We start from the raw sequence: 13,029 nt of genomic DNA on the forward strand, positions 1-13,029 counted from the left end.
CAAGAGAGTTGACTGTTGCCTCACCAAGCTCTGTTTAAGCACGTTTCCGTTGGCTTGACCCTCGCAACCGCGAGGGTCTTCTTTTTCTTTTTCTGTGTCTGTAAACGCTTGTTTCTGCTGGTGGCTATTGAAGCCACCAGCACTCATCTAGCAAGGGTAGGCTTGTTGCACTGCCGCCAGGACGCGGGCAAACGGGTGGGCGGCCAACTGGCCTGCACCCGCCAGCGATTTGGCTTTGACCCGGCTGGTCAGCGGTGTGGTGATGCCGCACAGGAAACGGGCCAGAACACGATCATCCACCGAACCTGTCTTGGCAATGAGCGGATCGCACCAGGCGCGGATCCCCGCCTCGTTTGGCATGGTCAGTGAGGGGAGGGACGGGAGATGCGCCACCTCGCCGCGACAAACCGAACAGTGGCCACAATGAACCAGCGCCACCTCATCGGCAAAATAGCGGGCGAGGCGGTGGCTCAGGCACTCACTTGATGTGAAAAAGTCGAGCATGGCTTGCAGTCTGGCCAGCTCGCTCTGCTCTTTTTGCAGGAACAGGGCGTGCAGGGCGTTTGCCTCTTGTTCGTTGTCCCACCCCTGACGGGTGATCCGGTAGACCTCGGTCATCTGTTTGCTTTCAAGCTCGATCCAGCCTTGCTGCTGCAGGTAGTCGAGCGCCGCAACGGCCCGCTGCCGCTCCCCCTGATAGCCTTGCCAGAGGGCGTCAAAGTCCATGGTGCACCAGCTGCGCGCTTGCGGGGCGCAGGCGAACAGTTGCTCCAGAAACTGGCGACGATCCGGATTAAAGCGACTCACAATCTCGCCTTTATCCAGCACAAACTTGAAGCGGTAATCTGCGTAGTAGCTGTAGGCCGGGGTGATGATGCCCGCCATCTCCAGATAGACCAGCAGGGTTTTAAGGGGCAACTGGCGGATATTGGTGTCGTTGGAGAGGCGCAGCAGGGTGAATTCCCACTCGTTCCCGCTCTGCTTGATGATGGCAAGGAGCTGGAGGATGGCACTCAAATCCGGCGTATCGCCGTAGACGAAGTTCTCCAGCACCGGCAGCTGGCTCTGGTTGGCCAGCACGATACAGCGCGATGGCTGGCCATCCCGTCCGGCGCGGCCAATCTCCTGGCTGTAGTTCTCGATGGATTTGGGCAGATCGTAGTGAATGACCCGCCGGATATCTGCTTTGTCGATCCCCATGCCAAAGGCGATGGTGGCGACGATGCAATCCACCTTGCCCGCCATGAAGTCGTGCTGGATCTGACTGCGCAGCGCCGAGTCGAGTCCGGCATGATAGGCGCGGGCGTTGATCCCTTCTCTGATGAGTTGCTCGGCGCAGGCTTCGGCGGTGTGCTGCAAGGTGACGTAGACGATGGTGGGGGCAGCCTGATCGTTGGCCAACTCCTGCGCGAGCCAGCTATCCCGCGCGTCGGGCGACAGGGGAATGACCGCCAGATCAAGATTGGAGCGGTAGAAACCGGTGACCACGACCCCTTCCGGCGCGATGCCGAATTTGGTCTGCATATCCTGAATAACCGCCGGTGTGGCGGTGGCGGTGAGCAGCAGCACCTGCGGGATCTTCAGATCATGGCGATAGCTCGGCAGCTTGAGGTAGTCGGGGCGAAAGTTGTGGCCCCACTCAGAAATACAGTGAGCTTCGTCAACCACCAGCAGTGATAGGGGCACTTGCTGGATAAAACGGCGAAAACGCTCGTTCTTGAGTCGCTCCACCGAGATCATCAGGATCTTGAGCTGGCCATCCAGCGCCTGCTGCATCACTCGTCGGCTCTCCTCCGGGCTCTGGCTCGAGTCGAGGGTGGCGGCGCTTAGTCCCTTGCTTTTAAGGAAGGCGAGCTGATCGTGCATCAACGCCAGTAGCGGCGAGATCACCAGGGTCAGGTGTGGCAGGGCGAGGGCAGGCAGCTGATAGCAGAGGGACTTGCCGGAGCCGGTGGGAAAGATGGCGGCGGCACTCTGACCTGCCAGCACCCGGCTGATCACCGCTTCCTGACCTGGCCTGAGTGCGGAGAAACCAAAATATTGGTTGAGCAGGGATGGGATCATGGCAAGGCTCCGCGGCAAATGGGGGATGATAGCACAGCGACACGGTCACGGGTGGCACAGGAATGGTCGTGAGGGTAAGGGCAGAGAGTGTCGATAAAACGTACAAAAATGGGTGGTTGCGCTGTGGTTAAGGTTTTGTTGCGGTTTTTTGTGATGGAAACGGGATATTTTTTGGTGAGTCTCTGGAAAAAAAAGATGGCGAATGGGATATTCCGACATGCAATCCGGTGATTGGCGGATCGGCCCGACAGAAGGCTGGCCACAGACACCACATTCGGGCGACAGGGGTCTCCCGATGGGTGGTTGCAGACAGGACTCATGATTCATGCACTACGGTGCTTAGGGACTTTTTTGATGACACAACAACACCCCCTCCTTCGGCTGGTCAATAGCACCAGTCTGGTCAGCCAGATCCTGGTTGGTCTGGTATTCGGTATCTTGCTGGCACTGTTTGCGCCAGAATGGGCGAAAACGGCCGGTCTGCTCGGCAGCCTGTTCGTTGGCGCACTGAAAGCGGTGGCGCCGCTGCTGGTCTTTGTACTGGTGATGGCGGCCATTATTGGTCACAAGCAGGGCCAGAAGACCAACATGAAGCCGATCCTGTTGCTCTATCTGTTTGGTACCTTCTCTGCGGCCGTGGTCGCGGTGATTGCCAGCTTCCTGTTCCCCTCCAACCTCCATCTGGTGGCCAATACTGCCGAGATCACCCCGCCGGGCGGGATCACCGAGGTGCTGCAGACCCTGCTGTTCAACGTGGTGACCAATCCGGTCAAGGCGCTGATGGATGCCAACTATATCGGGATCCTGGCGTGGGCTGTCGGTCTTGGTATCGCCATGCGCCATGCCAACGAGAGCACCAAGGCGCTGATCACTGACCTTTCTCATGGTGTCTCCGCCATCGTGAAAGCGGTGATCCGCTGTGCTCCGCTCGGGATCCTGGGTCTGGTTGCCTCCACTCTGGCTGAGACCGGCTTTGACGCCCTGTTTGGCTATGCCCAACTGCTGGTGGTGCTGATCGGCTGCATGCTGTTTATCGCATTCGTGGTCAACCCGCTGATCGTCTTCTGGAAGATCAAGCGTAACCCCTATCCGCTGGTGCTGACCTGCCTCAAAGAGAGCGGCGTGACCGCCTTCTTTACTCGCAGCTCTGCCGCCAACATTCCGGTCAACATGGCGCTGTGTGAAAAACTGCGCCTGCCGGAAGACACCTACGCGGTCTCCATCCCGCTGGGTGCCACCATTAATATGGCGGGTGCGGCCATCACCATCACAGTGCTTGCCATGGCGGCGGTACATACCCTGGGGATGGAAGTGGACATGGCAACGGCCGTGCTGCTCTCTGTGGTTGCAACCGTCAGTGCCTGTGGCGCGTCCGGTGTAGCCGGTGGCTCTTTGCTGCTGATCCCGCTGGCCTGTAGCCTGTTTGGCATCAGCAACGACATCGCCATGCAGGTGGTGGCCGTCGGCTTTATCATCGGCGTATTGCAGGATTCTGCCGAGACAGCACTTAACAGCTCCACCGACGTGCTGTTCACCGCCGCAGCTTGCATGGCTGAAGATGAAACCTTGCTGGATGTGGCTTCGGTACCGAGCCGCGAAGCCTGATCTCGCAACGGTCAGTTTCGCAACACACTTGCGCCCTCTTCGGAGGGCGCTTTTTATTGCCGGATTTGCTCTCTTTTCCTCTTTGAGCAATCTCATTGGCTGATGTGCCAGACATTCTGTCGCCCTTGTCCAGGGCGCTACCTTATCTTTATCCCTTCGAGTTGTGCTTACTCCCTCTGTTGTGCGTCACACACCTTTGTCTGCTCTGCCAAGAGCCGATTACTATGGCTTACCCCAGATCTTCAAGACAATCACAGCATCACAGAAGAATGGAGGTGGCTGGCTGCGGCAGATGAACCCAACCCGTCCTATCAGACACGCCATCATGGTTTGGTGAGGGGGAGTAAACGTGTTGTGGATATTGAGTTGCGGGCATGGGGGGGAGTCATGGTGATACCCGACGTGTTCAGTCATGGCGCTGGTGATCATGCAGACAGTCAACAGAGTGAAAGGTGTAATAAGGAGAGAGAAGGGTAATCGCGGTGGCACAGAGTGCAGAGAGAAAAAGCCAGCCGAGTGTTCGACTGGCTTTTTGCTATCAATGGTTGGTGGGGGATTAACCGACCAGCTGATAGAGGATGGCGGAGATGGAGGCCAGGCCCATCACGGTGACGAACACGTTGCTGATATGGCCCTGATACTTGGCCATGGCCGGCACGTGCTTGATGGCGTACATCGGCATGATGAACAGGATGGTGGCGATGATGGGGCCGCCCAGCGATTCAATCATGCCCAGGATGGAGGGGTTGGCAATGGCGGTGCCCCACAGGGTCAGGATGAAGAAGGCGATGATGAACATCTCGACTTTCTTGGCGTTCGGCTCTTTGCCGGACTTGCGCATGTTCTGCACGATCATCCCCTTCAGACCTTCACGGGCACCCAGATAGTGACCGAAGAAGGAGGAGACGATGGCTACGAAAGCAACCAGCGGACCGAAGTAGGAGATGATGGGGCTCGCATGCTGGTTGGCCAGGTAGGAGAGCACGGCGATGTTCTGGGACTTGGCTTCTGCCAGCTGGGCTGGGGTCAGGCTCATGACGCAGGAGAAGACGAAGAACATCACGAAGCCCAGCAGCACCAGAGCGGTACGCTTGAGGATGGCATCGGCTTTCTTGGCTGCGTGCTCACCATGCTCGCGGCGCTGGGCCAGGGCGAAGCTGGAGATGGCCGGGCTGTGGTTGAAGGAGAAAACCAGTACCGGGATGGTCAGCCACAGGGTAGTGGCGAAATCCTTGGCAGAGGGAACCTGCTCCAGCGCGGCACCGGTCCAGTCCGGGATCAGGTAGAGGGAGATACCGGCCAGAATGGCGATCAGCGGGTAGACCAGGAACTCGGTCACTTTCAGCATCAGCTTCTCACCGGCCAGCATCACGGACATCATGCCCATGATCAGCACGATGGAGAGGATCCAGCGCGGCGGTGCACTCATCTGCAGCTGGTTGACCATGAAGCTGTCAACAGTGTTGGTGATGCCGACGCCGTAGATCAGCACAATGGGGTAGATGGCGAAGAAGTAGAGCAGGGTGATTAATTTACCGGCCCCCACGCCAAAGTGCTCTTCCACCACTTCGGTGATGTCCGCATTGGGTTTCTTGGAAGAAAGCACGAAGCGGGCCAGGCCGCGGTGGGCCAGATAGGTCATGGGGCCGACCAGCAACGCCATGACGACCAGTGGCCAGAAGCCGCCCATACCCGCGTTGATCGGCAGGAACAGGATGCCGGCACCGACGGCGGTACCAAACAGGCTGATGACCCAGGTGGTGTCTTGTTTCGCCCAGCCTTTTGCTTGAGCGGAGCTGATTCCTTGCTCCTGTGCAGTCGCAACATCCTGTGCGCCAGTGACAGTATTAGACATCTATCTCACCCCGAATGTGTGGTTTTTATTAAGTCGGCGCAAGGATAAGGTTTTTTTAATCAAAAATGTTGATCAAATTCATCTTTACGGCACAGAAAGCCGCACTTTCTTATGAAAATGTGATCAAAACAATAAAAGTTCAATTTTTGTTTATCAATTGGCACGTTATTTTAGTGTTAACGATTAAATATCACTCGGCAAGATGTAGGTAAATTGTTATCTCTCAAGATGCTGGGCTAGCTGGTTGATCATGCTGGCGGTGGCTCCCCAGATAAAGTGCTGCTGCCAGGGGATCCAGTAGATGGTGTGCTGCTTTCCCCCTCTGGCGATGATCAGGGGGATGTGGTTGCGTCGATCCAGCAGATGGGCCAGCGGTACTTCGAAGGCATGATCCACCTCATCCGGACTCAGAGTGAGGGGATAGTCGCCATCAAGCAGCCCGAGTACCGGCAGCACCTCGAATCGCGACACCGTATTGAGCGGGTTGAGGGTGCCGATCACCTCGATCAGCTGTGCCGGAATGCCGAGCTCCTCTTCGGTTTCCCGCAGCGCCGTGGCAATCAGGTTCTCGTCATCGGGATCCTGGCGCCCACCGGGAAAGCTAATCTGCCCCGCATGGTGGCGCAGCCGGGGGCTGCGCCGGGTCAATAACACGCTGAGCCCCTCGTCGCGCGCCACCACCGGGATCAACACCGCCGCCGGACTGAGCCCGCCAATGGCGAGGCGATGGGCCGGGGCGGGTTGCTGCAACTGGAAGCGGGTCAGCAGTTCGTGGCGATCCATGGCGTGTGTTATGTCCTCTGTGGTGGCCTGACTGTGGGGAGGGTTATAGCGCAGAGAGGGGCGGCAGGATGCGGGCAACCTTGTCATAGGTCTCCTGATATTCGCTGTCGGCATCGGAGTCGGCTATGATGCCGCCACCGGCCCAGCAGTGCAGATGCCCCGCTTCGGCGATCAGGGTACGAATGCAGATGCTGGTATCCATCCGGCCGTGCTGACTGAGATAGCCGATGCTGCCACAATAGGCATTGCGGCGCTGGGGTTCCAGCTCCTCGATGATCTCCATGGCGCGGATCTTGGGGGCGCCGGTGATCGAGCCACCCGGGAAACAGGCACGCAGCAGATCCACCCCTTGCCAGCGTGCATCGAGCTCACCGTGGATGGTGGAGACCAGATGATGTACCGCCGGAAACGACTCCACGCTAAATAGATGAGGCACGCTGACCGAGCCCGGCCGGCTGACCCGACCGATGTCGTTGCGCAGCAGATCAACGATCATCAGATTCTCTGATCTGTCCTTGTCGGCCTGCGCCAGCTCCAGCGCGACTTGCCGATCGGTAGCCGGATCAGGGTGGCGAGGGCGAGTGCCCTTGATGGGCTTGGTCTCGATATGGCGGCCATCGAGCAGCAGGAACCGCTCGGGGGAGAGGCTCAGCAGCGCGCTGTCCGGCAAGCGGATAAAGGCTGAGAAGGGAGCCTTGTTGGCGGCCGCCAGCAGGCAATAGGCCTGAAACTCATCCCCCTGATAGGGGGCGCTGAAACGCTGAGTCAGGTTGATCTGGTAGCAATCCCCCGCGGCGAGGTATTCCTGAATGCGGGCAAACTTCTCGCCATATTCCGCGCGGCTCATATTGCTCTGCCACACCCCCTGCAAGGCAAAGGCGGGGGGCGGTTTGGTCTGTTGTTGTTCGAGCCAGGCCAGCCGTTTGGCAAGGCCCGCTTCATCCCCCCAGTGCACCAGCTGCCACTCACCGGTCGCCACATTGCGTAGCAGCGCCCAGTCATAGATGCCCACCGCCATGTCTGGCACCGCGATATCGGCGGCTGCCTGCACCGGCAGCCGTTCGAAGCGGCGGCCCAGATCATAGCCAAACAGACCGAGGGCCCCGCCAATGAAGGGAAGTCGAGTGGCGCATAGATCCAGCTCCCCCAGCAACTGTTGCTGGGTATGGGCCAGCAGGGCGAGGGGATCCTCATTGTGCTCGCGGATCTCGCCATCTTGGGTGAGGGTGGTGACCAGGCCCCGGGTCTCGAGGGTCGCTAGCGGATCGGCAGTGATGATATCAAAGCCGTTGTCGGCGCCGAGTGGCCCCGCCGATTCCAGCAACATGGCCCACGGCTGATGTTGCAGACGGGCAAATAGCTGATGGCGTTCAGCACTCTGGTCTAGATAATGGATATGCAGTGTTGGCGTCATTTTATGTTACACAGGCAACAGTTTAGTTCCCGAACCCTAGTCGGTGCTGGTGTGCAAGCGTATCATAGGTGTCGGTGACTTAAGAAAAAACTGCCGTGTTGTACGTTTTTTGCTGGTTGATAGTTTTTAGCCAGCACGTCAGCACGGCCCATCATATGGAAGCTCTTGCTCTGCTCCGTGGCAGAGATAAGGACCAGTGAGGATAATATGAGCATTATAAAAAAACAGGATTTCATCGATTCCATCGCAGATGCCCTCCAGTACATCTCCTATTACCACCCCCTGGATTTTGTCCAGGCAGCCAAAGCGGCCTATGACCGCGAGGCCAACCCGGCCGCCAAAGATGCCTTGGCCCAGATCCTGATCAACTCCCGCATGTCCGCCGAAGGTCATCGTCCGCTCTGTCAGGACACCGGTATCGTGACCTGTTTCGTCAAGATCGGCATGCAAGTCCAATGGGACAGCGACATGACAGTGCAGGAGATGGTGGACGAAGGGACCCGTCGTGCCTACACCAATCCTGACAACCCGCTGCGCGCCTCCGTGCTGGCCGATCCGGCCGGCAGTCGCAAGAATACCAAAGACAACGCCCCTGCCGTGGTCCATATCGACATGATCCCCGGCAACAAGGTGGAAGTGAGCATCGCGGCCAAAGGCGGCGGCTCCGAGAACAAATCCAAGATGGTGATGCTCAACCCCTCTGACGATATCGTCGAGTGGGTGCTGAAAACCGTGCCGACCATGGGCGCAGGCTGGTGCCCGCCCGGCATGCTGGGCATCGGTATCGGTGGTACTGCCGAGAAAGCGGCGGTACTGGCCAAAGAGGCCCTGATGGAGCACATCGACATTCAGGAGCTGATCGCCCGTGGCCCGCAAACCACTGAAGAGAAGCTGCGGGTCGAGCTCTACGACAAGGTCAACAAGCTGGGGATCGGTGCCCAGGGGTTGGGCGGCCTCACTACCGTGCTGGATGTGAAGGTCAAATCTGCGCCGACTCACGCCGCTTCCAAGCCGGTGGTGATGATCCCCAACTGCGCCGCGACCCGTCACGTTCACTTCGAGCTGGATGGTTCAGGGCCCGCCGAGCTGACCCCGCCGAAACTGAGCGACTGGCCGGAGATCACCCGTGAAGCGGGTGGCAACGTGCGCCGCGTCAACGTCGATGGCATCACCAAGGCCGAACTCGCCAGCTGGAAGAGCGGTGATACCGTGCTGCTCTCCGGCAAGATCCTCACCGGTCGCGACGCAGCCCACAAGCGTATCGCCGACATGCTGAAAAATGGCGAAGGGCTGCCGGAAGGGGTTGATTTCACCAACCGCTTCATCTACTACGTGGGCCCGGTCGATGCGGTGCGCGACGAAGTGGTCGGCCCGGCTGGCCCCACCACCTCCACCCGGATGGACAAGTTCACCAACATGATGCTGGGTGAAACCGGCCTTATCGGCATGATCGGCAAATCCGAGCGTGGCCCGAAAACCGTTGAGAGCATCAAGCAACACAAGGCCGTCTATCTGATGGCCGTCGGTGGCGCAGCCTATCTGGTGGCCAAGGCTATCAAGAAGGCGCGCGTGGTAGCCTTTGCCGATCTCGGCATGGAAGCGATCTACGAGTTTGAAGTGGAAGATATGCCGGTGACCGTTGCGGTCGATTCCGAAGGCAACAACATCCACGAAACCGGCCCGGCCTACTGGTCGGCCAAGATTGCCGAGCTGGACGGCAAACTCTCCTCCTGAGTGACCGTTTCCGCTGCCTGTTAAAACGGCATCGGCCATGTAAACAAGGCGCGTCCATCCGGATGCGCCTTTTTGCTTGACTGGCCTGTGATGGCTCAAGTTGGCCGTTTGCGGCAAGCTGGTATAAAAAAGGATGGCGTGACGCCATCCTTTTTCGTTGTACTTGTGCTCTGGCAGCAGACAGCTGAGCAATCGCCCTTGGCTTTAGGCCTTTTTCAGGTAGGCAGCAACCAGTACGATCTGCACGCCATTGACCTTGCCTTCGATATGAAGAGGGTTGTTGGTCAGACGGATGCCCTTGACCAGGGTGCCGCGCTTGGCGGTGAAACCGGCGCCTTTCACGTCCAGATCCTTGATCAGGGTGACGGAGTCGCCCTCTTGCAGCACGGCGCCGTTGGAGTCAACGGTCGGTACGCTGTCGTCATCTTCGTCAGCAATACCAGCTTCAGCCCAAGCCTTGGCTTCGTCTTCCATGTACATCATGTCCAGCAGATCCTGAGCCCACACTTCACCCTTGCCGGAGAGAGCTTTCAGCTGGCGCCATGCCATCACCTGCACCGCAGGCACCTGGCTCCACATGCTGTCACTCAGGCAACGCCAGTGGTTCACCACCAGGGTATCCGGTTGTTCCAGCTGACCACGGCAGGTATCACAGATAGCAACGCTGTGATCATCGTCGCTGGCGGGAGAGTGAGGCACCACGAAGGCGGTCAGCGCCTGCTCGGCGCTGCACAGTTCACACTTGGCGCCCGCGCGCGCTTGCAGAATGGCGTTGATGGTCATGTTGTTGGTCCCATAGCTAGTGTAAAGCGACCCGCGTTAGGCGAGGCGCGTGAAAGAGGGGGCGGAATATAGCATAAAACCCTGCATTTTGTCTGGTTGGGCTGCAAGCTGGGTCTAAGCCGTCCCCTTGCCTGTATGCCAAACGACAGTTTACTGCCCGACAGGAGTGCAATTTAAAGCGGGATCGCTAGAATGAGCCTCCTTTTTGACTGCAAGGCAGGGGCATTCGTGCTGGCTCAACGTTTTCAACAACTGGATCGACTGCTCACCCGCTACCGACGCTGGTGGCAATATCAGCCATATCATCATTTGACCATGGCCTTTGCCGATGAGGCGCCCGAACTGGCGGCACTGCTCAATGGGCTGACGCTCGGCCAGTTGGCAGAGCTCGATGCGAATATGGATGCACTCAGCACGCTGCTTGCCCCCTGGATTGCCGAGGGAGCCGAGCTGCAGCAACTCAGTCAGCTTGCTCCGTTTACCCCTGAGCCCATCACTTGCAGCAAGGAGATGGCGCTGCATATGCCGGGGCGCAAGCAAGCTCAGATCGAGTCGTTCACCGCCTGTCTGCCTGCCCATCAGGGCCCCTATCTGGAGTGGTGTGCCGGTAAGGGCCACCTTGGGCGGCTGGTGTCACTTCATCGACAGGCTCCGATCCTCAGTCTGGAGTTGCAAGAGCAGCTTTGTGATGAAGGTCGGCTGCTGGCCGAGCGGGATGGCGCCAATATGACCTTTACCTGCGCCGATGCCTTTGCCCCCGAATCGGTGGCGCTGATCGCCCCCGAACATCACGCCATAGCACTCCATGCCTGCGGCGAGCTCCACACCCATCTGCTGGAGCGGGTGGCCGAGCGCAGTGCCAGCGGCGTGACCATCTCTCCCTGTTGTTACCACTTGATCCGCAGCAGCCACTATCGCCCGCTGTCGGCGGCGGCCAATGCCAGCGAGCTGGTGTTGAGCAAAGCGGATCTCAAGTTGCCGCTACAGGAGACGGTGACTGGCGGTGCGCGGATCGCCCGCCTGCGCGAGCAGGAAGTGGTGTGGCGGCTCGGGTTTGACTGCCTGCAGCGTCAGGTGCGCGGGGTGGATGAGTATCTGCCGGTGCCCAATATGCAAAAGAGCCTGCTGACCGGCACCTTCGAGGCATTCTGTGTTTGGGCTGCTGAACGCAAAGGGATTGTGCTGCCCGCCGGGCTCGACTATCCCGCCTGGTTGGAACACGGGGAGCGCCGCTTTGGTGATGTCGCCCGCATGGAGCTGGTGCGCCACTTGTTTCGCCGTCCCCTCGAGATCTGGCTAGCGCTGGATCGAGCGCTATTCCTGCAAGAGCAGGGTTATCGGGTCGAAGTGGGGGAGTTCTGTGCCAAACCCATGACCCCGCGCAATATCCTGATCCGAGCCGTGCGTGCCTGACATCCGGCTATTTTTGAGCATTTTTCTTGAATATTGATGATGGTTGACTGGCTGAGCGTGTCAGCCATTTTTTTCTTAGCGAATAATGAGTGGGTGGAGATTGTCGTCTCCTTATCCGAAAGGGAATTAGTTTGCAGCTTTAGCCAATAAACCGAAAACAAAAAACAGGATAGAGGGGGGCGCCATGGAACTGGTGGTGATCCGCCATGCAGAGACGCAGGCCAATGCGGAAGGGCGTTATCAAGGCTCGTTGGATATCGGGCTCAACCAAGATGGCGCGCGGCATATATGCTGGCTGGCCGATGAGATAGCGACCACACTGGCCCCGTTCGATCGGCTGCTGGCCTCACCCCTACTGCGGACAAGAGAGTGCGCGGCCATCTTGTCTCGCCAGTTGGGATTGCCTGTTGAGCTTGCGCCGGCCTTTTGTGAGCGTAATGTCGGCCTGTTTGAAGGGCTGACACAGGCAGAGACGAGGGCGCGATATCCCGAACTGTGGGCGCGTAATATCACCCGGCGCTGGACGGAAGCACCTCCCGGTGGTGAAACCCTGGACGAGGTGATTGCCCGGATCTCACAGGGAGTGACTGAGCTCGTTTCGACCATGCAGGGGGAACGAATATTGCTGGTGGCGCACGGTGTGGTCGCCAAGGTGATCCGCGCTGTAACGATTGCCGGATTTGATGACTTCTTCGAGTGGCAACTGCCCAACGGCGGCATGCTGGCGGTCAATCTTGGCTCATCTATATCACAGTTACGATTCAACCGGCCGGTTGGGCAGGGTTAATTGAACGCTGCTTTTTCTACTCTTCGATATCCAGCAACACCAGAATGGCGCTGTCGCCGCCCCATTCGCGAGGAGCCTGATGGAAGGCGCGCACATTGGGGTGCTGGGCCAGCCAGCTGGGAATGCGCTGCTTGAGAATATGTTTGCCGATACCGTGCATCACCGAGGCGACGTGAATGTTCTCTTTTTGGCAAAGGGTGAGCAGGGCAGCCAGCTCCTGTTTTGCTTGCTGCTGGTTCATGCCATGCAAGTCGAGATAGATCTCCGGCGGATAAATGCCCCGCTTGAGCTTTTTCAGCTCAAATTTTGACACATCTTCCCGCACGTAACGGGTCGGCCCATCGTCGTCGAGATGGGGCTGATACTCATCGCTGAAATAGTGGTCAACCCCAAGCTTTTCGCGGGTTTCGCGCAATTCGCGTTTCTGCTTGACCGGGCGTAACTCGGCCCTTATGGTATCTTGCTTGATTTTCCGGGTACCTTTTATCGCATCGCGGAACAGCAGGGTTTCCTCGTCTGTCGGTGAGGGCGTTTTTTTCATCAGATGCTCATGTATTAGGTATGCGTCTTGCCCGCAACGTAAACGGGGCT

Annotated in this window: 10 protein-coding genes; 4 read left to right on the forward strand and 6 right to left on the reverse strand. The window is 58.4% G+C overall.

The window, feature by feature from the left end; translation table 11 throughout:
- Nucleotides 1–147 precede the first annotated feature (147 nt).
- On the reverse strand, nt 148–2,064 hold the full coding sequence (locus ACW5W8_RS08130) for a RecQ family ATP-dependent DNA helicase (RefSeq protein ID WP_498627265.1): 1,917 nt from the start codon (nt 2,062–2,064) through the stop codon (nt 148–150).
- A 354-nt stretch (nt 2,065–2,418) separates the two neighbouring features.
- On the opposite strand from ACW5W8_RS08130, the gene sstT reads away from it, so the two are divergent.
- Nucleotides 2,419–3,669: a serine/threonine transporter SstT gene (gene sstT / locus ACW5W8_RS08135; protein WP_498627266.1), complete on the forward strand. Its 1,251-nt coding sequence runs from the start codon at nt 2,419–2,421 to the stop codon at nt 3,667–3,669.
- A gap of 556 nt (nt 3,670–4,225) precedes the next feature.
- Here sstT and ACW5W8_RS08140 read toward each other — a convergent pair.
- The 3 genes from ACW5W8_RS08140 to pabB all read right to left on the reverse strand — a co-directional run bounded on the left by ACW5W8_RS08140 (nt 4,226) and on the right by pabB (nt 7,634).
- On the reverse strand, nt 4,226–5,524 hold the full coding sequence (locus ACW5W8_RS08140) for an HAAAP family serine/threonine permease (RefSeq protein ID WP_498627268.1): 1,299 nt from the start codon (nt 5,522–5,524) through the stop codon (nt 4,226–4,228).
- A 216-nt stretch (nt 5,525–5,740) separates the two neighbouring features.
- Entirely contained in the window at nt 5,741–6,307 is a 567-nt protein-coding gene (locus ACW5W8_RS08145; protein ID WP_498627270.1) for a CoA pyrophosphatase, read from the reverse strand.
- Between the two features lie 43 nt (nt 6,308–6,350).
- Nucleotides 6,351–7,634 (reverse strand): aminodeoxychorismate synthase component I, encoded by a 1,284-nt coding sequence (gene pabB / locus ACW5W8_RS08150; protein ID WP_498627331.1) that lies wholly within the window; start codon nt 7,632–7,634, stop codon nt 6,351–6,353.
- A gap of 294 nt (nt 7,635–7,928) precedes the next feature.
- Here pabB and ACW5W8_RS08155 point away from each other — a divergent pair, with 294 nt between their 5' ends.
- Nucleotides 7,929–9,455, forward strand: a complete 1,527-nt coding sequence (locus tag ACW5W8_RS08155; protein ID WP_498627271.1) for a fumarate hydratase — start codon at nt 7,929–7,931, stop codon at nt 9,453–9,455.
- Between the two features lie 204 nt (nt 9,456–9,659).
- Here the strand turns inward: ACW5W8_RS08155 and ACW5W8_RS08160 are convergent, their stop codons facing one another.
- Nucleotides 9,660–10,238, reverse strand: a complete 579-nt coding sequence (locus tag ACW5W8_RS08160) for a PhnA domain-containing protein (protein WP_005333203.1) — start codon at nt 10,236–10,238, stop codon at nt 9,660–9,662.
- Nucleotides 10,239–10,430: 192 nt separating this feature from the next.
- Between ACW5W8_RS08160 and ACW5W8_RS08165 the strand changes: the two genes are divergently transcribed.
- Nucleotides 10,431–11,651 (forward strand): methyltransferase, encoded by a 1,221-nt coding sequence (locus ACW5W8_RS08165; RefSeq protein ID WP_498627272.1) that lies wholly within the window; start codon nt 10,431–10,433, stop codon nt 11,649–11,651.
- A 184-nt stretch (nt 11,652–11,835) separates the two neighbouring features.
- The gene (locus tag ACW5W8_RS08170; protein ID WP_498627274.1) at nt 11,836–12,438 is read left to right on the forward strand and encodes a histidine phosphatase family protein; all 603 of its coding nucleotides are present in this window, start codon (nt 11,836–11,838) and stop codon (nt 12,436–12,438) included.
- Between the two features lie 16 nt (nt 12,439–12,454).
- Here ACW5W8_RS08170 and smrB read toward each other — a convergent pair whose 3' ends face one another.
- Entirely contained in the window at nt 12,455–12,979 is a 525-nt protein-coding gene (gene smrB / locus ACW5W8_RS08175) for an endonuclease SmrB (protein WP_005333198.1), read from the reverse strand.
- Nucleotides 12,980–13,029: the final 50 nt, after the last annotated feature.

It is taken from the genome of Aeromonas aquatilis (genome assembly GCF_054052405.1).